The organism is Streptomyces cynarae (assembly GCF_025642135.1).
Lineage (GTDB): Bacteria > Actinomycetota > Actinomycetes > Streptomycetales > Streptomycetaceae > Streptomyces > Streptomyces cynarae.
The window spans coordinates 1,638,390-1,658,992 of record NZ_CP106793.1; the positions used below are offsets into that span (position 1 = coordinate 1,638,390).

General features: G+C 71.6%; 17 protein-coding genes and 2 pseudogenes. 8 read left to right on the top strand and 11 right to left on the bottom strand.

All coding sequences use genetic code 11. The features are described 5' to 3' along the window. Positions 1 to 10: 10 nt before the first annotated feature. Positions 11 to 1,509, bottom strand: a pseudogene (locus N8I84_RS07730) (SCO1417 family MocR-like transcription factor). Between the two features lie 64 nt (positions 1,510 to 1,573). On the opposite strand from N8I84_RS07730, the gene yczE reads away from it, so the two are divergent. From yczE to N8I84_RS07750, 4 genes are all read left to right on the top strand, one after another. Then, positions 1,574 to 2,299, top strand: coding sequence for a membrane protein YczE (gene yczE / locus N8I84_RS07735; RefSeq protein ID WP_263228858.1), 726 nt, complete (start codon positions 1,574 to 1,576; stop codon positions 2,297 to 2,299). Next, positions 2,296 to 3,063 carry a glycerophosphodiester phosphodiesterase gene (locus tag N8I84_RS07740; protein WP_263228859.1) on the top strand — a complete coding sequence of 256 codons (768 nt, stop codon included), beginning with the start codon at positions 2,296 to 2,298 and terminating at the stop codon, positions 3,061 to 3,063. The genes yczE and N8I84_RS07740 overlap by 4 nt, the downstream gene beginning before the upstream one ends. 44 nt (positions 3,064 to 3,107) lie before the next feature. Then, entirely contained in the window at positions 3,108 to 4,454 is a 1,347-nt protein-coding gene (locus tag N8I84_RS07745) for an MFS transporter (RefSeq protein WP_263228860.1), read from the top strand. A 267-nt stretch (positions 4,455 to 4,721) separates the two neighbouring features. After that, positions 4,722 to 5,096 carry an RNA polymerase-binding protein RbpA gene (locus N8I84_RS07750; RefSeq protein WP_099500427.1) on the top strand — a complete coding sequence of 125 codons (375 nt, stop codon included), beginning with the start codon at positions 4,722 to 4,724 and terminating at the stop codon, positions 5,094 to 5,096. Between the two features lie 138 nt (positions 5,097 to 5,234). Here N8I84_RS07750 and fxsA read toward each other — a convergent pair whose 3' ends face one another. The 4 genes and pseudogenes from fxsA to N8I84_RS07770 form a co-directional block, all read right to left on the bottom strand. Further along, entirely contained in the window at positions 5,235 to 5,792 is a 558-nt protein-coding gene (gene fxsA, locus N8I84_RS07755; RefSeq protein ID WP_263228861.1) for an FxsA family membrane protein, read from the bottom strand. 75 nt (positions 5,793 to 5,867) lie between these two features. Next, the gene (locus N8I84_RS07760; protein WP_263228862.1) at positions 5,868 to 6,668 is read right to left on the bottom strand and encodes a polyprenol monophosphomannose synthase; all 801 of its coding nucleotides are present in this window, start codon (positions 6,666 to 6,668) and stop codon (positions 5,868 to 5,870) included. A 604-nt stretch (positions 6,669 to 7,272) separates the two neighbouring features. After that, positions 7,273 to 8,888, bottom strand: a pseudogene (locus N8I84_RS07765) (amidohydrolase). Between the two features lie 47 nt (positions 8,889 to 8,935). Continuing rightward, positions 8,936 to 9,376: an Lrp/AsnC family transcriptional regulator gene (locus N8I84_RS07770; protein WP_103842293.1), complete on the bottom strand. Its 441-nt coding sequence runs from the start codon at positions 9,374 to 9,376 to the stop codon at positions 8,936 to 8,938. 267 nt (positions 9,377 to 9,643) lie between these two features. Between N8I84_RS07770 and N8I84_RS07775 the strand changes: the two genes are divergently transcribed. Next, positions 9,644 to 10,081 carry a hypothetical protein gene (locus tag N8I84_RS07775; RefSeq protein WP_263228863.1) on the top strand — a complete coding sequence of 146 codons (438 nt, stop codon included), beginning with the start codon at positions 9,644 to 9,646 and terminating at the stop codon, positions 10,079 to 10,081. A gap of 102 nt (positions 10,082 to 10,183) precedes the next feature. Continuing rightward, the gene (locus N8I84_RS42690; protein WP_313884244.1) at positions 10,184 to 10,447 is read left to right on the top strand and encodes a hypothetical protein; all 264 of its coding nucleotides are present in this window, start codon (positions 10,184 to 10,186) and stop codon (positions 10,445 to 10,447) included. On the opposite strand, the gene N8I84_RS07780 is transcribed toward N8I84_RS42690, so the two are convergent. The 3 genes from N8I84_RS07780 to N8I84_RS07790 all read right to left on the bottom strand — a co-directional run bounded on the left by N8I84_RS07780 (position 10,410) and on the right by N8I84_RS07790 (position 14,103). After that, positions 10,410 to 11,582: an acyl-CoA dehydrogenase family protein gene (locus N8I84_RS07780; RefSeq protein ID WP_263234691.1), complete on the bottom strand. Its 1,173-nt coding sequence runs from the start codon at positions 11,580 to 11,582 to the stop codon at positions 10,410 to 10,412. The genes N8I84_RS42690 and N8I84_RS07780 overlap by 38 nt on opposite strands. Positions 11,583 to 11,940: 358 nt before the next feature. Further along, a complete protein-coding gene (locus N8I84_RS07785; RefSeq protein WP_263228864.1) occupies positions 11,941 to 12,600 on the bottom strand; it encodes a TetR/AcrR family transcriptional regulator in 660 nt (219 codons plus the stop codon). A gap of 144 nt (positions 12,601 to 12,744) precedes the next feature. Further along, on the bottom strand, positions 12,745 to 14,103 hold the full coding sequence (locus N8I84_RS07790) for a peptidase C39 family protein (RefSeq protein WP_263228865.1): 1,359 nt from the start codon (positions 14,101 to 14,103) through the stop codon (positions 12,745 to 12,747). Positions 14,104 to 14,386: 283 nt separating this feature from the next. Between N8I84_RS07790 and N8I84_RS07795 the strand changes: the two genes are divergently transcribed. Together N8I84_RS07795 and N8I84_RS07800 are read left to right on the top strand one after the other, a co-directional pair. Further along, positions 14,387 to 15,049, top strand: a complete 663-nt coding sequence (locus N8I84_RS07795; RefSeq protein WP_263228866.1) for a uridine kinase family protein — start codon at positions 14,387 to 14,389, stop codon at positions 15,047 to 15,049. A 430-nt stretch (positions 15,050 to 15,479) separates the two neighbouring features. Beyond that, a complete protein-coding gene (locus N8I84_RS07800) occupies positions 15,480 to 17,342 on the top strand; it encodes an AAA family ATPase (RefSeq protein WP_263228867.1) in 1,863 nt (620 codons plus the stop codon). Positions 17,343 to 17,508: 166 nt separating this feature from the next. On the opposite strand, the gene N8I84_RS07805 is transcribed toward N8I84_RS07800, so the two are convergent. The 3 genes from N8I84_RS07805 to N8I84_RS07815 form a co-directional block, all read right to left on the bottom strand. Beyond that, the gene (locus tag N8I84_RS07805) at positions 17,509 to 18,579 is read right to left on the bottom strand and encodes a hemolysin family protein (RefSeq protein ID WP_263228868.1); all 1,071 of its coding nucleotides are present in this window, start codon (positions 18,577 to 18,579) and stop codon (positions 17,509 to 17,511) included. Then, positions 18,576 to 19,913 (bottom strand): hemolysin family protein, encoded by a 1,338-nt coding sequence (locus N8I84_RS07810; protein ID WP_263228869.1) that lies wholly within the window; start codon positions 19,911 to 19,913, stop codon positions 18,576 to 18,578. The genes N8I84_RS07805 and N8I84_RS07810 overlap by 4 nt, the downstream gene beginning before the upstream one ends. Positions 19,914 to 20,138: 225 nt before the next feature. Next, positions 20,139 to 20,594, bottom strand: coding sequence for a PH domain-containing protein (locus N8I84_RS07815; RefSeq protein ID WP_263228870.1), 456 nt, complete (start codon positions 20,592 to 20,594; stop codon positions 20,139 to 20,141). Between the last annotated feature and the right edge of the window lie 9 nt (positions 20,595 to 20,603).

Sequence of the window (20,603 nt, forward strand, 5' to 3'; positions counted from 1 at the left end):
GGGCCCCTGATCAGGCCACGAACGTCCGCGGAGCCTCCGCCGCCCCGACGCGCCCGTCTGGACCAGGCGGGCCGCGGCCGCCAGACGCACCGCCGCCTCTTCCGCCACCGCGCCGCCCACCGTGAACGGCAGTCGCACATAGCCCTCGAAGGCGCCGTCCACGCCGAAGCGCGGCCCCGACGGCACCCGCACCCCGACCCGTTCCCCGGCCTCCGCGAGACGGGAGCCCGAGAGGCCGCCGGTGCGCACCCACAGCGTCAGGCCGCCCCGGGGCACCGAGAACTCCCACGTCGGCAGCTCCTTGCGCACGGCGGCGACCAGGGCGTCCCGGTTCTCCCGGGCCTGGCCGCGCCGCAGGTCCACCGCCTGCTCCCAGCCGCCCGTGCTCAGCAGCCAGTTCACGGCCAGCTGCTCGAGGACCGGGGTGCCCAGGTCGGCGTAGGCGCGGGCCGCGACCAGGCTGCGGATGACATCGGGGGCGGCGCGCACCCACCCGATGCGCATCCCCGCCCAGAACGCCTTGCTCGCCGAGCCGACGGTGATGACGGTCGAGCCCGCCGGGTCGAAGGTGCTCACCGGGCGCGGCATTTCGAGCTCCTCCTCCAGGTACAGCTCGCTCATGGTCTCGTCGACGACCAGGACCGTCCCGGCGGAGCGGGCCGCCTCCACCAGGCGGCGGCGCTGGTCCTCGTCGGCGAGCGCGCCCGTCGGATTGTGGAAGTCGGCGACGACGTAGGCGAGCCGCGGTGCGGCCTCGCGCAGCACCTGGCGCCAGCGGTCCAGGTCCCAGCCGCCGAGTCCCTCGGCCATGGCGACGGGGACGAGCCGGGCGCCCGCCTCCCGCATGAGCTGGAGGATGTTGGCGTACGACGGCGATTCGACGGCGATGCGCTCACCGCGCCCGGCGAACAGGTGGCAGATCGCGTCGATCGCGCCCATGGCGCCGGTGGTGACCATGATCTGCTCGGGCATGGTCGGGATGCCGCGCGCCGTGTAGCGGTCGGCGAGCATGGACCGCAGCGCGGGCAGGCCCGCCGGGTAGTCGCCGTGCGTGTGCGCGTACGGCGGCAGCTCCTCGAGGGCCCCCTGCACGGCACGGGTGAGCCAGGGCTCGGGCGCGGGCAGCGCGGCACAGCCCAGGTCGATCATCGAGCCGAGTGCCTCGGGCGGGAGGGTTCGAGGCCGCGCGCGCGGCAGCGGGTTCCCGGCCGGGACGGCGGTCCAGCTGCCCGCTCCGCGGCGGGACTCCAGGAACCCCTCGGTGCGCAGCGCCTCGTACGCTGCCGCGACCGTGGTACGGCTCACCGACAGGGCGAGCGCCAGCTCCCGCTCGGCGGGCAGCCGGGCGGCGACCGGTACCCGGCCCTCCAGCACGAGCAGCCGGATGCCGTCTGCCAGTGCCCGATAGGCGGGCGGGCGGCGGCTGCCGGGGCCCGCGGGACGGTCCTGCTGGGAGGTGAGCAGCCTGGCCAGCTGTGCCGCGCCGACCGCCGAGGTCCACTGCGCCATGATTCCCAGTCCACCTTCCTGGAATTGGCCATGGATGGGTTGTCTTTCCAAGCCACAGAGTGACATGCGTCAGGCCACTACCACCACAGGGGGGCACGTTTTGTCTGCCGACGCGCCGAGCGACCCGTCTATTGACAAGTCCATGAGGAGCCGTCGCGGACGGCGGCTCCTCCAGCTCTACGCCGGTCTCGCCCTCTACGGCGCGAGCTCCGCCCTCCTGGTGAAGGCGGGTCTCGGCCTGGAGCCGTGGAACGTACTGCACCAGGGTCTGTCCGAGCTCACCGGGCTCAGCATGGGTGTCGTACTGACGATCGTGGGCGCGACCGTCCTGCTGTTGTGGATCCCGCTGAGGCAGCGTCCGGGACTCGGCACCGTCTCCAACGTGCTGGTGATCGGTTTCGCCATGGACGCCACCCTGGCCGTGCTCCCCGAGGTGCGCTCACTGGCCGTCCGCGTGCCCCTCCTGGTGGCGGGCGTCGTGCTGAACGGCGTGGCGACCGGCCTCTACATCGCCGCCGACTTCGGTCCCGGCCCACGCGACGGCCTGATGACCGGACTGCACCGGCGCACGGGCCGCTCCATCCGGCTGATACGCACAGCGGTGGAGATCACCGTCGTCGCCACCGGCTTCGCCCTCGGCGGCACCGTCGGGATCGGCACCATCGTGTACGCGCTGTCCATCGGACCGCTCGCCCAGTTCTTCCTGCGCGTGTTCGCCGCCCCCGCGGCATCGGGGCGCAGCACGGTCGTTGCCGCCGGGCAACCGGAGCGCGCGATACTGCGTCCGTGACCACCCTCATACGCCACCCCTACCTCGACCATCCCGGTCCGATCGCCTTCGCCCACCGGGGTGGGGCGGCCCACGGCCTGGAGAACACCATGGCGCAGTTCCGGCGCGCGGTTGCGGCGGGCTACCGGTATATCGAGACGGACGTGCACGCCACGGCCGACGGGAAGCTGGTGGCGTTCCACGACGCGACCCTGGACCGCGTGACCGACGGGGCGGGCCGGATCGCCGATCTGCCCTGGGAGGACGTGCGGCACGCGCGCGTGGCGGGCAGCGAGCCGGTGCCCCTCCTCGAGGACGCGCTGGAGGAGTTCCCGGATGTGCGCTGGAACGTGGACGTCAAGGCAGAGGCCGCGCTGGGGCCCCTGCTGGACCTGATCGAGCGCACCGATGCCTGGGACCGGATCTGCGTCGGCTCGTTCTCCGAGACACGCGTGGTGCGCGCCCAGCGCCTGGCCGGACCGCGCCTTGCGACGTCGTACGGAACCCGCGGCGTCCTCAACCTGCGGCTGCGCTCCTGGGGCATCCCGGCGGCGGTGCGCCGCTCGGCGGTCGCCGCCCAGGTGCCGGAGTCCCAGTCGGGCATCCCCGTGGTCGACCACCGCTTCGTGCGCACCGCCCACGCGCTCGGACTACAGGTGCACGTGTGGACGATCAACGAGCCCGATCGCATGCACCGGCTCCTGGACCTGGGAGTGGATGGCATCATGACCGATCACATCGACACACTGCGCAAGGTCCTCGAAGAACGGGGCACCTGGGTCTGAACGCCCCGCGCACGATCACGTTCCACGGGGAAGCGAGGGCACGGGTGGGCACCGACACCGTGCGGGCACATGCCGGCGACGAGGCCGCCGAGCGGCGGCGCGAACAACGCGGCTGGTACTTCTACGACTGGGCGTGCTCGGTCTACTCGACGAGCGTGCTGACGGTGTTCCTCGGCCCCTATCTCACCTCGGTGGCCAAGTCGGCGGCGGACGCGGAGGGATATGTCCACCCGCTGGGGGTCCCGGTGCGCGCCGGCTCGTTCTTCGCCTACTGCGTCTCGGCCTCGGTCGTCGTGGCGATTCTCGTGATGCCGCTGGCGGGTGCGGCGGCCGACCGCACCGGCCGCAAGAAGCCGCTGCTCGCTCTGTGCGCGTATCTGGGCGCCTCGGCCACGACGGGCCTGTTCTTCCTGGACGGGGACCGGTATCTGCTCGGCGGCCTGCTGCTGATCGTCGCGAACGCGTCGGTGGCCGTCTCGATGGTGGTCTACAACTCGTATCTGCCGCTGATCGCCCCGCCCGAGGAGCGTGACGCGGTCTCCTCGCGCGGCTGGGCCTTCGGCTACGCGGCCGGTTCGCTGGTCCTGATCGCGAACCTGGTCCTGTTCACGGCCCACGGCTCCTTCGGCGTCTCGGAGTCCACGGCGGTCCGCATCTGCCTGGCCTCGGCGGGCCTGTGGTGGGGCGCCTTCACGATCATCCCGCTCAGACGCCTGCGCGACCGCCGTACGACGTCGACGACCGAGGCGGTGCACGGCTGGCGGCAACTCGCCGCGACGGTCCGGGACATGCGCCGCACCCCGCTCACCCTCGCCTTCCTGCTGGCGTACCTCATCTACAACGACGGCATCCAGACGGTGATCTCACAGGCGTCGGTGTACGGCTCCCAGGAGCTGGGCCTCGGCCAGTCGACACTGATCGCCGCCGTGCTGCTGGTGCAGGTGCTGGCGGTGGGCGGCGCGCTGGGCATGGGCCGGCTGGCCCGGACGTACGGCGCGAAGCGCACGATCCTCGGCTCGCTGGTCGCCTGGACGGCGACGCTCGCCGCCGGCTATTTCCTGCCCGCGGGCGCGCCGGCCGGGTTCTTCGCGCTGGCGGCCTGCATCGGGCTGGTCCTCGGCGGCAGCCAGGCGCTGTCCCGGTCGCTCTTCTCACATCTGGTCCCGCCCGGCAAGGAGGCCGAGTACTTCTCCGCGTACGAGCTGAGCGACCGCGGCATGAGCTGGCTGGGCCCGCTGCTGTTCGGGGTCACGTACCAGCTGACGGGAAGCTACCGGGACGCGATCATCTCGCTGGTGGCGTTCTTCGCCCTCGGGTTCGTGCTGCTGGCCCGGGTCCCGGTGCGCGAGGCGGTGCGCGACGCGGGCAATCCGGTGCCCGAGAGGATTTAGCGTCCGAGCACAAAGGGCGGTAGTGTACGCGTTTGGCCTGCCAGGCGTACCGTTACTGCGCGTCAAAGGAGCCGAAACGCTGGGTGACATCTGCTAGCAGATGTGACAAACCGGGCGCCGGTGGGTACAACAAGGGGCGGCTACGACGGCGACGCATGACCCGGAACGGGACTCGGAACGGGAATCTTTACCGCCGACCGGACGTTGACCGGATGACGACGACAGCGACACCTGTCCTGTGGGCGACAAGCCCGGGAGGCACGATTCATGAGTGAGCGAGCTCTTCGCGGCACGCGCCTCGTGGTGACCAGCTACGAGACGGACCGCGGCATCGACCTGGCTCCACGCCAGGCCGTGGAGTACGCATGCGAGAAGGGGCACCGGTTCGAGATGCCCTTCTCGGTCGAGGCGGAGATCCCGCCGGAGTGGGAGTGCAAGGTCTGCGGTGCCCAGGCGCTCCTTGTGGACGGCGAAGGTCCGGAGGAGAAGAAGGCGAAGCCCGCGCGTACGCACTGGGACATGCTGATGGAGCGGCGCACCCGTGAGGAGCTCGAAGAGGTCCTCGAGGAGCGTCTCGCGGTTCTGCGGTCCGGCGCGATGAACATCGCGGTGCATCCGCGGGACAGCCGCAAGTCCGCGTAGTCCCTCCGGGGTCGGGCGGGATACTGCGCGTGCCAGATATCGGTGGGCGCCGTACGTCTTCGTGACGTGCGGCGCCCACTGTCTTGTCTGGCACGGGTGGACCGGACTCCCGCGGAGCTCCGCCCCCCGGCCCGGAAGTCAGCGGGGCAGGGGCGGGCGGGGCTCCCCGGGAGTCTCCTCGGGCTCGTCCCTGACGACCTCACCCTGGACGACCTTCCCGTCGGGTCGGTGCATACGAGCCTGCTGGAAGGCGTCACCGAAGCTGCCGTACGAGGACTGGCGGAGTTTGCGGTCGATCGTACGCTCCGTGTACCGGCCGACCGCCTTCTGGACCGGCGGGAGCAGGAGGAGCAGGCCCGCCGCGTCGGAGATCAAGCCCGGCAGCATCAGCAGCAGGCCGCCGAGCATCACCAGGCCGTTGCCGCCGGTCCTCGACGGGGAGCCGCCCCTCTGCAGCGCCTCGTTCAGGTTCCGGAAGGCGCGGCGGCCGGCCCGCTTGATGACCACGGAGCCGAGCACCAGGCCGGCGACCAGCAGCAGGAAGACCGTGAACCCGCTGGTCGCACCGGCGACCACGGTCAGCAGCCAGATCTCCAGCACCAGCCACGCGGCGATGCCCAGCGGCAGAAAGGTGCGCAACCGGGAGCGCCGGGGCCGGGTGGCGGTGCGGGGAGAGGTCGAAGCGCCAGTCGTCATGCTCCCAGTGTGCCCGGACCCGGCTCAGTGCGGGATAAGGGGCGTTCAGCGGCGCTCGTGACGCCGCCCGTGCCTCTACCGGCGCGTCTTCCCGCCCCGGCCCAGGACCTTGCCGAAGCGCTCCTCCGCGCCCCACGCCGTGACGCGCCACAGCGCCTCCACGACGATGTTCCGGCTCATCTTGGAGTCGCCGAGCTCGCGCTCAACGAACGTGATCGGCACCTCGACGACGTGGAACCCGGCCTTGACCGCGCGGCGCGCCAGGTCGACCTGGAAGCAGTACCCCTGGGAGGCCACCTCGTCGAGCCCGAGGCCCTCGAGGGTCTCGCGGCGGAAGGCGCGGTAGCCGCCGGTGATGTCGCGCAGCGAGAGGCCGAGGGCCAGACGCGAGTAGGTGCTGCCGCCGCGGGAGAGGAACTCGCGGGACTTGGGCCAGTTCACGACCCGCCCGCCCGGCACCCACCGGGAACCGAGTACCAGGTCCGCGCTCTTGAGGGCGGTCAGCAGACGCGGCAGCTCCTCCGGCTGGTGGGAGCCGTCGGCGTCCATCTCGACGAGGACGCCGTAGTCGTGCTCCAGACCCCAGCGGAACCCGGCGAGGTACGCGGCCCCCAGCCCTTCCTTGCCCTTGCGGTGCATGACGTGGACGTGATCGTCCTCGGCCGCGAGTTCGTCCGCGAGCTTGCCGGTGCCGTCGGGGCTGTTGTCGTCGGCCACGAGGACATGCGCCTCGGGCACCGCCGACCGCACTCGGCCGACGATGGTCTTGATGTTCTCCGCCTCGTTGTAGGTCGGAATGATCACCAAGGCGGTGCCGAGCGGACCGAACTGCTTGCCCTGGGCCGATGCCCCAAGGGTCCCGTCGCCGTGGTTCACTGCTGCCCCTTCACATCCGTACGCAGAGGTCCACCATAGTGGTCGCGGCATGGGCCTCCGCCACCGCGGGTTCGTTTGGAGGTGTCGATTCCATAAGAGTCGGGTAAAAACGTCCGTCGCGTCGGCGGCGTGCACCGGCCGGTCGCACTGGTGCCCACGGCGCTCAGAGCGGGTCCCGTGCTCGCCGCGGCCAGGGCGGCTGCGGATCGGGGCCCGGCGCCCTTCGGGCCGACCTGGGACCCGCTGGCTGCGGATCGACCGAAAGCCGTTGTCTACTGGACGTCCGGGCCCCACCCGGGTCACACCCTGCCGACCGACCGGAACGTTGCCCTCGCCGTGGCGCGGGCGCTGAGCCTGGCTCCCAGTGGCGATGCGCCGGCGCGGCACACCATCCCTGACCCAGCGGCGCTCGGGCGACTGCGCGGAGGTTCACCGGTCGGACGATCCGGTGGTGGACGCGGCCGAACCTACCGGCCCTCCGCGCCTCACTGTCAACAGTCGCCCCACCTGCGGGTCTTCGGCGAAGGGCCTGGTCGCAGCGGAGGATACGCAGGTCGCACGACGGGGTTCTGACGGCTCGTCGCCGCCGCGCCACCCCGGGAGATCACTCGCCCGGCCCTACGAACACGGTCCGGCCTCCGACCACGGTGCGCAGGCAGACGGGAAGGTCGGTCCCGGGGGTCAGATCGGGCAGTCCGGGGGTGCCGGAGCGGGGGTCGGTGGACCAGCGCGCCACCCGGTCGTCGGGGGCCTGGACGACGAGTGCGTCGGTCCGCCACACGGCGTAGTCCGCGGGGGCGCCCGGCACCAGCACGCCCGCGTCGTCCCGTCCGATCGCCCGCCAGCCGCCGCGTGTGTGCGCGGTGAACGCGGCGCGTACGGAGACCCGGTGTTCGGGGGTGCGGTGGAACGCGGCCGCGCGGACCGTGCCCCAGGGGTCGAGGGGGTCACCGGGCTGTCGGAGCCGAACGCCAGCGGGACGCCCGCGCGCAGCAGGTCCGCGAAGGGGTTCAGCGTGCGGGCCCGGGCGGCGCCGAGGCGCTCGGCGTACATGCCGTCCTCGCCGCCCCACAGCGCGTCGAAGGCGGGCTGGACCGAGGCGGTCAGGCCCAGTTCGGCGAAGGCCGCGATGGTCTCGGGCGTGAGCATCTCGACGTGCTCGACGCGGTGGCGGGCGGCGCGGATCCGGGCGAGGCCCACCTTTTCGGCGGCGGCGCGCACCCCTTCCACCACGGCCGTGACGGCGGCGTCGCCGATGGCGTGGAACCCCGCCTGCAGCCCGGCCTCGGTGCACGCGACGACGTGCGCGGCCACCGCGGCGGCGTCCAGGTAGGCGGTGCCGGTGTGGGCGGCGTCCGCGTACGGCTGGTGCAGACACGCGGTGTGCGAGCCGAGGGCGCCGTCGACGAAGAGGTCGCCCGCTGCGCCGAGCGCGCCCAGCTCCCGGGCCTTGGTGACGTCCTGCTCGGCCCAGTAGCCGACGACGCGCGGTCCGGGCTCCTCGGCGGCGAGGCGCAGCAGCCCGGTGAAGTCGTCCCGGGAGGAGATCTGCGGGCCCGCGCACTCGTGGAGCGAGCCGATGCCGAGGGAGGCGGCGTGGGCGAGGGCGGTGCGCTGGGCCTCGGTGCGCTGGGCGGGGGTGACCGCGGCGAACGCGGCGGCTCGTACGGCGTGGTGGGCGTCGCGGGTGAGCGGCTCGCCGTCCGTGAAGCCGGCCTTGTCGCGCACGCCCGGGGTGAGGTCCAGCAGGGCGGTGGTGACGGCTGCCGAGTGGACGTCGATGCGGCTGAGATACAGGGGACGCCCCCCGGTGGCCTCGTCGAGCTCTTCCCGTCGGGGCGCCCGTCGCTCGGGCCAGCGTGCCGCGTCCCAGCCGTGGCCGAGCAGGACCCGGTCGTCCGGCCGGGCGGCGGCGAAGTCCCGTACGAGGGTGAGGGCGGCCGCCAGCGACGGGGCACCGGACAGGTCGAGGCCGGTGAGCGCGAGGCCGGTGGCGGTGGTGTGCACGTGCGCGTCGGTGAACGCGGGAGTGACGAGGGCGCCGTCGAGGTCGATCACTTCGTCGACGCCGCCCGCGAAGGCGTCGGCCGCGCCCTCGGAACCGACCCAGGCGACATGTCCGGCCTCCACGACCATCGCGGTGGCGAAGGGATCGGCGGGGCTGTGGACCTCTCCGCGGCGCAGGAGGACGGTCTTGGGCTCGGCGGTGCGCTCACTCATGAGCAACAGTGTCGCCCCTGGCGGGGGACGCCCCGCAGGGAGGTCGATCAGATCCGGGGCGGCCGTGCCTCGTACGGGGTGGACAGGACCACGGTGGTGCGCGTCGAGACCCCCGCGAGGGTGCGCAGCCGGGCGAGCAGTTCCTCAAGTTCGTGCGGCGTGGCCACGCGGACCTTGAGGATGTAGTTCTCGTCGCCCGCGACGCTGTGGCAGGCCTCGATCTCCGGGACGCCTGCGAGGCGTTCGGCGATGTCGTCGGGGGCGCTGGGGTCGAAGGGCTTCACCGAGATGAAGGCGGTCAGCGGCAGGCCGACGGCCTCGGGGTCGACGACGGCGGCATACCCGCGGATGACGCCCCGCTGTTCGAGCCGGCGCACCCGCTGGTGCACGGCCGATGTGGACAGGCCCGTGGCCTTGCCCAGGTCGGTGTAGCTCATCCGCCCGTCCTTGACGAGCAGCTGCACGATCTGTCGGTCCAGCTCCTCCATGGCGCTAGAACCTACAGTGCGCCCTGACTCCGCGGATACCTCAGCAGCGCAGGTCATACCCGGTTTGTGATGTTGGTGAGAGCGGCCGGTGAGCCGCCCGGGTGACCCGCGGCCGCGCGGGGCACCTGCGAATGGCATGTGACGAACGCCACAGTGTCCGGTCAGGCTTCGTGATGCTCTCGTGATTACCCCGGAGACGGGACGGGAAGTGCTTGCTGTGGTCGAGGCCGCAGTGCCTTGTCGGCCCAGCCCTAGGGGGAGAAACCCATGCAGAATCCCAAGCGCCCTGGTCGTACCTTGCCCAAGCGGCAGCAGCCGGTCATCGAGCCCGAGCCGGAGGGCGTCGAACCCGACGCCCTCGACGGCGATGAGTTCGACGCGTACGACACCTTCGAGATGTACCGGGTGATCTGCCCGGACTGCGCGCAGCCCATCGCGCTCCTGGCGGACGAGGAGGTCCTGCCCGAGCACGCGCTGTGCGCCTCGCCCTGGAATCCGTTCGGTCTCACGGTCTGCTCCGGTACGGGCCGTGCGGCGGCCGACGCCCGCCCGGCGGACGAGTCCCTGGAGCCCCAGGAGCAGGACACCGCCCTGCTGCTGACCCTCCCTCAGGGGCTCGACTGGCGCACGCAGCCGTTCTCGCACGTCGGCGGCCCGGGTTCGCGCCCGCTGCGGCTCGCGACACTGCGCCGCCAGGCCGCCTGACACGTCACGGGCAGCGGCGGTTCCCCGGGCGGTCCGCCGCGGAACTCACGCTCGATTAGCGGGGTCGGTGACCTCGGCGGGCGTCGGGGCGTTGCTCCGAGTATGAGCCCCAGTTATTCGGCGACCGGACCCCGGCGGCCGGTGTTCATTCCGGTACCGGCGGCGACGCTGCCGCCGCCGCAGCCGCAGGACCCGCCCATCTACCGCGCGCTGATGCGCGTCTGGGCCGACCGCGGGCGCACGCTCCCTGGGCGCCACGACCCGGAGTGGGTGCGGCTCGCGGCGCCCCCGGCCGGCCCGCGCCGGCTTGCGGCGGGCCAGGAGTCGTTCAGCGGGACTCGGGACCAGCGAGGTGACGGGCGATGACCATGCGCTGGATCTGGTTCGTCCCCTCGACGATCTGCAGCGCCTTGGCCTCCCGCATGTAGCGCTCTACCGGGAAATCCACGGTGTAGCCGTACCCGCCGAGCACCTGGACGGCGTCGATGGTGACCTTCATCGCCGTGTCGGTGCAGTGCAGCTTGGCCATGGCCGCCTGCTTGGCGAACGGACGCCCGGCGTCCCGCAGCCGTGCCGCCGCCAGGTACAGCGCCCGGCCCGCCTCGATCTGCGTCGCCATGTCGGCGAGCAGGAAGCGCAGCCCCTCGAAGTCCGAGATCGGCCGCCCGAACTGCCGACGCCCGGTGGCGTACGCGACGGCCTCGTCCAGGGCCGCCTGGGCCAGGCCGATGGCGCAGGCCGCGATGCCGAGCCGCCCCGAGTCGAGCGCGGACAGCGCGATCGCGAAGCCCTGTCCCTCGTCGCCGATGCGCCGCGCTTCCGGCACGCGCACCCCGTCGAAGTGGACCTGCGCGGTGGGCGATCCCTTCATGCCCATCTTCTTCTCGGGCGCCGCGGCACTCAGTCCCTCGGCGTCGCCGGGCACGAGGAACGCGGTGATCCCGCGGGGGCCCTCCTCGCCGGTGCGCGCCATCACGGTGTAGAAATCGGCGATCCCTCCGTGGGTGATCCATGCCTTGGTACCGGTGATCACCCAGTGGTCGCCGTCCCGGACCGCCTTCGTCCGCAGGGACGCGGCATCCGACCCGGACGACGGCTCGGAGAGGCAGTAGGCGCCCAGGAGGCCCCCGCCGAGCATCGCGGGCAGGTGTTCCAGCTGTTGTTCCTTGGTGCCGTAGTGCGCGAGGGCATGACAGGCCAGGGTGTGGACGCTGACGCCGAGGCCGACGGTGAGGCGTGCCGCGGCCAGCTCCTCCAGGACCTGCAGGTACACCTCGTAGGGCTGGTCGCCACCGCCGTACTCGGAGTCGTACGGCAGGCCGAGCAGTCCGGAGTCGGAGAGCAGGCGGAAGGTCTCGCGCGGGAACTGCCCGGAGTGCTCCTCCTCGGCCGCCTTCGGGGCGATCTCGCGCTGCGCGATGTCGCGGACGAGCGAGATCAGATCCCGGGCCTCGTCCGTGGGCAGTTGTCGGTCCACCTGCTGCGGGGCGCGGTCGGGCATGGCGACGCTCTCCTCCCTCTTGGGCACGTCGGCGGACATGCGCCTTGGGTGGGGCGGCGCCGCCGGGTCTCACTGAGCCTGGCCGATGCTCGTCGCTCCGGGTCGCGGAGGCGGCTGACCAGCGGCTGTGGCGCTTGGAGTATGCCCGATCGGAGGCACGGCGTCACCGGTTAACGACCGCTTACTTCAAGAAAGCGGATGGCGTGCCGCGGCGTGATCGACATCCGACGGATGGGCTCTCGTCCCGGGACTGTCTGCAATCACCATGGACCGGTCCGTGACGGCTTCGCCTGCACCCGGGCGGGACCGCTCGGGGGTCGATCGGTCCTCCCGGTGTCGATCGGTCCTCCGGTCGCGGTCAGATCGGCCGGCGGGCCGGAGGCGGGGCCGGGTACGCGGGATCCAGTTCCTCGATCGCGCGCAGGGTGCCGCCCAGCGTCTTCGCGAGCAGGTCGCACATCGTGTCGCGGGGCAGTACCGGGCGGTCGATCCAGTCGAGGGTCACGCCCTCCACGCCGCACACCCAGCCGAGCAGTCCCGTGCGCACCAGCGCGGCGATGTCGCGCCGCCCGTACGCCCCCTCGGCGATCGTGGTGACGATCGCCTCGCGCACGCCGTCCCGGATGGCGTGGACCTGTGCGTCGAAGCCCACGCCGCCACTGACGATCGTGCGGTAGGCGGCCTGGTTCTGCTCGGCGTAGCGAAGATAGCGGTCGATGGTGCGGTGCACCCGTTCCACCGGCGGCAGGTCCAGGCCGGCGGCCGCGGAGGTCACGAGGTCGGCCACCGAATCCTCGACAATGGCGAGGTAATAGCCGCGTTTCGATTTGAAGTAGTAGTAGATGAGCCCTTTCGCCACCTGGGCATGACGTGCGATGTCATCCATCGACAGCGTGTCGTAGGAGGTGTCGGCGAATAACTTCCGCCCGATGGCGATGAGTTCGGCGCGGCGCGCCAGGGAGCGGTCGGTACCGCGCGCCTGCGGGCGCACGGCACCTCGCTGTTGACTGCTCTTCAATTTCGGCCCAAGTCTCCAACTACCGGCGGGACATCCGCAGTATCGCAGAATGACACCACCAGCATGTTCGACTCCGATCGGCGGAGTCGGCCGCCGGAGTCGGACCCGTCGGGAAATGCGCCGCCCGGTTCCCCGGTGGGGGCGTCAGCGGACGCCCACCGCCGCCAGCGCCTTGCGCTGCCGCGAAGTGGGCCGGGCCGGGAAGTACAGGTAGCAGACGCCGCCGGTGCCGGAGGCGACCTTCCCGGAGGCGTTGTACCGCTTGGTGCGCAACCAGATGTTCTCGAACTCCCGGCGCCGGTACACGCGCCGCACCGCCTCGTCGCTCGGCGACGCCGGGTCGTTCGCGATCACGTCGCCGTCGGCGGTGAACCCGATCACGGTCATCAGATGCCCCGCGGTCCCGTATCCCGCCCCGGTCAGCTCCTCCTTCAGGAAGGACTGCGAGGTGATGGCCGGGATGCCCGCGGCGATCAGCGTCTCCAGGTCGGTGAGCGAGGACAGCCGGGTGACCACTGCCTGGAGGTCCTTGAACGTGGCCGCGTAGGCCGCGTTGAAGGGCCAGTTGCCGCAGCCCTGGTACTGGTGGTCGTAGGTGAAGCGGGCGGCATGGCAGACCTGCGGGTCCGCGTACGACGGGTTGACCCAGGACAGCTGTTCGGGTGTGAGCCTCCGCCCCCAGTACTCGATGATCATCTGCGAGGACGTGGGGCTGCACCAGGCTTCACCGCCGTTGTCGTACTCCGGGTACTGGCCCTTGTGGATCTCCTGCGAGTAGCGCGGGACGATCAGTTCCTCGGCGAGCCCGGGCGTGGAGGCGGGGACGGTGAACCGGTCCGGGACATCGGAGCCCATGGCGCCGAGCCGCCACACCGTCGGCGTGATCCGTGTGCCGGGTGTGCGGTACAGGGTCAGGCGCAGGCGGTACGACACCAGACGCAGACCCACGGCGGGATCGGCGATGGCGAACGTGTCGGTCCAGATGTTGCTCCTGCCATCGCTCTGGCCGTCCACGGAGGTGCGGCGGATGTCCTGGTCGCCTGCCGCCCAGCGGCCCATCACGTACCAGGGGGTGTCCGTGCCGTCGGAGTAGGTGCCCTTCAGTTCGACCTGGAGCCAGGTGCCGGCCGGGGTGTGCGCGTTCCAGGAGGCGACGAGCTCGGTGGCCGGGACGGCGAGGCGGTGTGCCGGGGAGGTCCAGACGGCGTACTCCCAGGTGGCGGACTTTCCGGTGTGCGGGTCGGTGTAGTCGGTACGACCGGCCGGCGTGGCGGTCACCAGGCCGGGGCGGAGGCCGGCGAGGGCGCGAACGCCCTGAGCGGTGCCGCTTCGCCAGTCGGCGTACGAGGTCCAGGCGCGGTAGTCCACGAGGCTCGGGGATGCTTTCGTCGGCCGGGCGGTCGGCATGGCAGCGGCCGCCGGGCCCGCGGTGCCGGCCGCCGCGGCCGCGGCGGCCGCCGCGGCGAGGATGGTTCTGCGGGACGGCTCTGAAGCTCTGGTCATCGGTGGGTGACCCCCAGGAGTCCTTCAAGCAGCGGTTCGGACGCAACGGTTGCGCCAACTATGGCCGTCACACACGGACTTCTGCCAGCACTTCGGCCGCCGACGCGCCCACCAATATTGGTCCCGACCTGTGGCGGTTTCCCGGGAATGGGGGGCGGGAATTCGAAGAGGCGAATCCCCCGTGTTCACACCTAACCCGAAGTAGGGGAAATTCCGGAGAGAGGTCGCTTTCTCCGCGAAGAGGGACAGCCCATTCGCCCGAGTAAGCTGTCCCCTCGAGAACATGCCGAAACACGCCGACACACCTTCTCGCCCGGGAATCGTCATTCACGCTCTCGCGTCCCGCCTTCAGCACCTACCGCCCTCCTGCGGCCCCGTCCGTCTCGTCGGCGTCGACGGGCACGCGGGCTCGGGGAAATCCATGTTCGCCGCACACCTGGCGGCCGCACTCGGCGGCGCGCCCGTGCTGCACCTGGACGACATCGCCACCCATGAGGAGCTGTTCTCCTGGACGGACCGGCTGCTGCGGGAGGTGATCGAGCCGCTCGGCCACGGCCGGACCGCGCACTACCGGCCCTACGACTGGCGTGCCCGGCGCTTCGGTCCCGCCCGTGCGCTGCCGCCCGCCCCCGTGATCCTGATCGAGGGGGTCGGCGCCGGCCGCCGGGCGCTGCGCCCGTATCTCGTCCGGCTGCTGTGGATGGATCTGGCGCGCGAGGAGGCGTGGACGCGCGGGCGGGCCCGGGACGGCGAGGAACAACACGCTTTCTGGGACGGCTGGGTCGAAGCGGAGCGCCGGCACTTCGCCGAGGACCCCTCGCGACCCCACGCCTGCCTTCTGGTGCATCAGAAGCGGAAGGGATATGAGGTGCTTCCCGGGCCCGCCGGGGTTCCTGGTCCGGAACAAGATCTCACCCACAGTGACGACCCATCGGCAGTGTGCTGAACTCGTGAAGATCCTCGCCGGGCAACTTCCTCGAGTGCCCCAAGTCGGCTTGACCGGGGGGCCGTACAGGTCTTACGTTCTCAATGTGCGGCTTTCGCAGTCGCACCCAGACGCGAAGCCCCCGGTTGTTCCCCCGTGATCGGGGGCTTCGTTCTGCTCTCAGCACCTTCCGTGCGCGCCAAGAGGCGTGATCCGCTCACCCTCGGTCACCACGCGCCGCGCGTCCCGTCTGCTCCCACCTCGCCGAACGGCCCGTGCGGCACCCTTCGTGCGCCCCTCCCCCGCAGGTACGATGCCTCTCGGTGCGACGTTCGGACGCTGCTCTGCGCACCGTGGCAACTCCGGTCCGCGGCACAGCGGTTCGAGCAAGGCGGCCGACGGGCACGGGCCCGGCGGTGAACCAACGGGGGCACGGTTTGTGGGGGACGTGATGGACTTCGGCACGCAGGGCCCTCAGGCCCCGGCCGACCTCGCCTGGCTGCGAGGGGTCGACGCCTACACGATGGGCGCCTATCCGCAGGCGGAGGAGGAGTTCCGCGCCGCGGTCCGGATGGATCCGGGCATGGCCGACGGCTGGCTCGGGCTACATGCGCTGCGCGTCGACACGACGACCGCGCTGCTGAGGATGTACCGCCACCGCGACCGCTTCGGGGAGCAGCGGACGCGACACCGGCGCACCCTCAACTCCTGGTACTGGCTGGGCTGGTGGGTGCAGCCGGTGCTGGAGAGCCCGCGCGACCTGCTGCTCGCACACGCCTCGCACTGGCTGGACGGCCGCCACGTCCCGGAGCTGGACCGCGCGCTGGCGGGCCTGCCGCCGGTCGACACCGACCCCCAGGTGCGCTTCCTGCACGCCTGCCGGGCCTACCTGGTCAAGGACTGGGAGCAGTTGGTCCGGCACACCGATCCGCTGATCGACGATCCCATGCTCGGCATAGAGGCCGGACTGTTCGGCGGCATGGCCCGGGTCCGCCTGGAGATGTTCGGGCAGGCCGAGCCGCTGCTCGCCGCCTCCCTGATGCGCTGCCGCAGCGAGCAGCCGCAGCGCAAGGAGCTGCGGTACTGGCTGGCCCGAGCCCACGAGGGCACGGGCCGCTCGGCCGCCGCCCTCCCCCTGTACCGGGCCGTGCACCGGGTGGACCCGGCGTTCATGGACACCTCGGCGCGGCTCGCCGCGATCGCCGAGGGCGACGGGTACGACGATTCGACCGACCTGACGGCGATGGCGCTCGCCGGAGGCGGCGACACGCTGGAAGCACCGGACGGTCTGGATCCGCTCTTCGGCGCCGAGGGCCGGGACGTGAAGCTGTCCGATCCCGAACCGCCGCCGACCGGTCCGCTTCCGGCGCAGGGCGACCTCGTGCGGGAGAAGGCCGCCTCGGGACCGGCACAGTCGTGGCCGGCCGGGCCCACGGATCCGGAACTGCTGGAGGAGGCGCTGGCCGAGCTGGAGCGCATGGTCGGTCTGGAACCGGTCAAGCGCCAGGTCAAGGCGTTGTCGGCGCAGTTGAACATGGCCCGGCTGCGGGCCGGCCAGGGCTTACCCGTCCAGCCGCCCAAACGGCACTTCGTGTTCTCGGGGCCCTCCGGCACCGGCAAGACGACCGTGGCGAGGATTCTGGGCCGGGTCTTCTACGCGCTCGGCCTGCTCGGCGGCGATCACCTCGTGGAGGCGCAGCGGGCGGACCTGGTGGGCGAGTACCTGGGCCAGACGGCGGTGAAGGCGAACGAGCTGATCGACTCCGCGATCGGCGGCGTCCTGTTCGTGGACGAGGCGTACTCCCTGTCCAACTCGGGATACGGCAAGGGGGACGCCTACGGGGACGAGGCGCTTCAGGTGCTGCTGAAGCGGGCGGAGGACAACCGGGACCACCTGGTGGTGATCCTCGCGGGGTACCCCGAGGGAATGGACCGGTTGCTGGCCGCCAACCCGGGACTGTCCTCACGCTTCACGACGCGAGTCGATTTTCCCTCGTACCGCCCCTTGGAGCTGAAGGCGATCGGCGAGGTGCTGGCCGCCGACAACGGTGACGTCTGGGACGAGGAGGCTCTGGAGGAGCTTCGGTCGATCGCCGGGCACGTGGTGGACCAGGGCTGGATCGACGAGCTCGGGAACGGGCGGTTCCTGCGGACGCTGTACGAGAAGAGTTGTGCGTATCGGGACCTGCGGCTGAGCGGCTATCCGGGGATGCCGTCACGGGACGACTTGTCGACATTGCGGTTGCCGGACCTGATGCAGGCCTATGGGGAGGTCCTGTCCGGCCGGGGGCCGCAGGATCCATCGGGGTTGTAGCGGCTACCACAAGCTCGGTCGTGCCTGCGCGTCTGCGGCTGCGGGTTCGTCGTGGCTTGTCGCTCCCCCGAGTTCTCGGCTTCGCTCGAACAGGGGGATCCCCAACGCGGCAGAGCCACATGCCGACAGGGCCCCGCGCCCCTGAACGGGGCGCGGAGAACCCTTCTCAGCTCGGTACCGCTTCCTTCGGTTCCGCCATGCGCGGCTGAGGCGGAGCCTCCCGGTGCGCCGGGTCCCTCACCTCACCGACCAGCAGTTCCAGTACGTCCTCCAGCGCGACCAGGCCCAGGACCCGGCCGGAGGTGTCCGCCACCTGGGCCAGATGGGTGGCCGCCCGGCGCATCACCGTGAGCGCGTCGTCCAGCGGGAGCTCCGCCGCGAGCGTCGTCATGGGCCGCCAGAGCTGCTGCGGCACCGCCCGTTCGGATTCCTCGAGGTCGAGGACGTCCTTGACGTGCAGATAGCCCATGAAGGCGCCGTTCCCCGCGACCACGGGGAAGCGTGAGTAGCCCGTGCGCGCGGTGAGCGCCACGACCTCGCCCGGGGTCACCGTGGGCTCGACCGTCACCAGCAGGTCCGAGTCCAGGAGCACGTCCGTGACCGGGCGCGAGCCCAGCTCCAGGGCGTCCTCCAGGCGCTCCGCCTCCTCGGGGTCGAGCAGGCCGGCCTGGCCGGAGTCCTCCACGAGCTGGTTGAGCTGCTCGCTTGTGAAGGCGGCCTCGACCTCGTCCTTCGGTTCGACCCGGAACAGTTTGAGGATCACCCGGGCGCAGGCGCTCAGCGTGACCGTGACCGGACGGCACAGCCGCGCGAACGCCACCAGGCCCGGGCTCAGCCACAGGGCGGCCTTCTCCGGGGCCGCCATCGCCAGGTTCTTCGGCACCATCTCGCCGATCACCAGATGGAAGAAGACCACCGCCGCGAGCGCGATCACATAGCCGAGCGGGTGGACCAAGTCGTCGGGGATGTGCGCCGCAGCGAACACCGGTTCGAGCAGATGCGCCACGGTCGGCTCGGCGACGGCGCCCAGTGTCAGGGAGCACACGGTGATCCCGAACTGGGCCGCGGCCATCATCTGCGGCAGCCGTTCGAGGCCGTACAGCACCTGCCGCGCCCGGGCGGTCCCCAGCGGCTCGATCTGGCTGCGGCGTACGGACACGAGCGCGAACTCGGCGCCGACGAAGAACCCGTTGACGAGCACCAGCAGCGCCGCGAACAGGAGTTGGAGCACGCTCATCGCACCGCCTCCGCGGCCGGCGCGGGGGCGTCCGCGAGCTTCACGAGCCTGACACGCTCGGCGCGGTAGTGGCCGACCTGGCGGACGGTGAGCCGCCAGCCCGGCAGCTCGGCACGGTCACCGAGGGCGGGGATCCGGCCCAGCAGGTCGGCGACCAGTCCGGCCACGGTCTCGTACGGCCCCTCGGGCACATCCAGGCCTATCCGCTTCAGGACGTCGACGCGGCAGCTTCCGTCGGCGTCCCACGCGGGACGCCCGTCCTCGGGCGGCGCCACGGCGAGTTCCGGCAGGCCGAGGCCGTCGTGCTCGTCGCGCACCTCGCCGACCAGTTCCTCGACGATGTCCTCCAGCGTGACGACGCCGGCCGTGCCGCCGTACTCGTCCACGACCACGGCGATGGGCTGCTGGCTGCGCAGCAGCTCCAGGAGGGGCTGCACGGGCAGCGTCTCCGGGACCAGCAGGGGGGCCTGCGCGATCCGGGTGACGGGGGTGCGCAACCGTTCGTGGGAGGGCACCGCGAGGGCGTCCTTGAGGTGCACCATGCCGACGATTTCGTCGATCTTGTCGTGGTAGACGGGGAAGCGGGACAGGCCGGTGGCCCGGGTCAGGTTGACCACGTCCTGCGCGGTGGCCGAGGACTGCAGCGCGCTCACCCGCACTCGCGGGGTCATCACGTGCTGGGCGGTCAGCTCCCCCAGGGAGAGCGTGCGGACGAAGAGGTCGGCCGTGTCCTGTTCCAGCGCGCCGGCCCGCGCGGAGTGGCGGGCGAGCGACACCAGCTCGCCCGGGGTGCGGGCGGAGGCCAGCTCCTCGGCGGGTTCCACGCCCAGGGCCCGCACCAGGCGGTTCGCGACCGCGTTCAGCGCCGCGATCACCGGCCGGAACAGCCGGGAGAACAGGTGCTGGGGGCCCGCGACGAAGCGCGCGACCTGAAGGGGCCGGGAGACCGCCCAGTTCTTGGGGACGAGTTCACCGATCACCATCTGCGCGGCCGAGGCGAGCAGCATGCCGACGACGACCGCGACGCCGCTCGCCGCGCCCTCGGGAAGCCCGATCAGCGCGAACGGGGCGTGCAGCAGTTCGGCGAGCGCCGGTTCGGCGAGCATGCCGACGACGAGCGAGGTGATGGTGATGCCGAGCTGGGTGCCGGAGAGCTGGAAGGACAGCTCCTTGAGCGACTCGACGACCGTACGGGCACGCCGGTCGCCCTCGGCCGCGGCCCGCTCGGCGTCCGGGCGCTCGACCGTGACGAGCCCGAACTCGGCCGCCACGAAGAAGCCGTTGGCGAGAATCAGCAGGAACGCCGCCCCGAGGAGCAGCAAGGGGATGGTCATGATGCCGCCGCCTCCGCGTTCACACGGACACGGTCCGCGCTATGTCGGCAGGGGGCGGCGCAGGTACTACAGGACGATCCGTCCATCGCCGGAGGGAGTCACTCCTCGGGTAGCAGGAACCCCTGAGCACCGGGTGGAACCTCAGGGGCGGAGGCGCCACGTAAGCGCCTCTGCCACCAGATTAATCAAGACTGCGCCCTGTGCGGCAGGGTGGACGTCCCCGAGTCAGCCCTGATGTCGTTCGGGAGCGGCCGTGGAGCGGGCCTCGGCGAGCGCCCGGAGGGTGCGTGCGTCGTCGATGGCGCGTTTCTTGGCGATGCCCGGCTGGATGCCGAGGGCGGGCAGGCTGGTGCCGTCGCTGAGGTTCAGGAACACCCAGGGGTCGCCGGGACGCAGGTTGACCTGGACGATCTCCGCCCAGTCCAGTCGGCGCCGGCTTGCGATGTTGACGACGGTGACCCCGCTGTCGTCGGCGACGACCTTGGGCCGGGCGAGCAGGAGCAGCACTGCGAAGAGAAGGGCCGCCGTGAGGATGAAGCTGAGGCGTTCCCCGGTGGTGAGCTGGTCCAGCAGCAGCGCGACCGTGGTGATCACCACGAGTATCGCGACGCCGGCGGTCAGCAGCACGGCGCGGGTGCGGCCCGGCCGGAAGGTGACGGGAAGGGTGGGCAGGTCCGACATCGGTGCGCG

Excerpts from the sequence above, each read along its gene's own strand:
- N8I84_RS07810 (WP_263228869.1), bottom strand. The coding sequence starts at position 19,913 with ATGACCATCCCCTTGCTGCTCCTCGGGGCGGCGTTCCTGCTGATTCTC.
- yczE (WP_263228858.1), top strand. The coding sequence starts at position 1,574 with ATGCGTCAGGCCACTACCACCACAGGGGGGCACGTTTTGTCTGCCGAC.
- N8I84_RS07805 (WP_263228868.1), bottom strand. The coding sequence starts at position 18,579 with ATGAGCGTGCTCCAACTCCTGTTCGCGGCGCTGCTGGTGCTCGTCAAC.
- N8I84_RS07800 (WP_263228867.1), top strand. The coding sequence starts at position 15,480 with ATGGACTTCGGCACGCAGGGCCCTCAGGCCCCGGCCGACCTCGCCTGG.
- N8I84_RS07770 (WP_103842293.1), bottom strand. The coding sequence starts at position 9,376 with ATGGAGGAGCTGGACCGACAGATCGTGCAGCTGCTCGTCAAGGACGGG.
- N8I84_RS07795 (WP_263228866.1), top strand. The coding sequence starts at position 14,387 with ATGCCGAAACACGCCGACACACCTTCTCGCCCGGGAATCGTCATTCAC.
- N8I84_RS07790 (WP_263228865.1), bottom strand. The coding sequence starts at position 14,103 with ATGACCAGAGCTTCAGAGCCGTCCCGCAGAACCATCCTCGCCGCGGCG.
- N8I84_RS07815 (WP_263228870.1), bottom strand. The coding sequence starts at position 20,594 with ATGTCGGACCTGCCCACCCTTCCCGTCACCTTCCGGCCGGGCCGCACC.
- N8I84_RS42690 (WP_313884244.1), top strand. The coding sequence starts at position 10,184 with ATGAGCCCCAGTTATTCGGCGACCGGACCCCGGCGGCCGGTGTTCATT.
- fxsA (WP_263228861.1), bottom strand. The coding sequence starts at position 5,792 with ATGACGACTGGCGCTTCGACCTCTCCCCGCACCGCCACCCGGCCCCGG.
- N8I84_RS07775 (WP_263228863.1), top strand. The coding sequence starts at position 9,644 with ATGCAGAATCCCAAGCGCCCTGGTCGTACCTTGCCCAAGCGGCAGCAG.
- N8I84_RS07750 (WP_099500427.1), top strand. The coding sequence starts at position 4,722 with ATGAGTGAGCGAGCTCTTCGCGGCACGCGCCTCGTGGTGACCAGCTAC.
- N8I84_RS07780 (WP_263234691.1), bottom strand. The coding sequence starts at position 11,582 with ATGCCCGACCGCGCCCCGCAGCAGGTGGACCGACAACTGCCCACGGAC.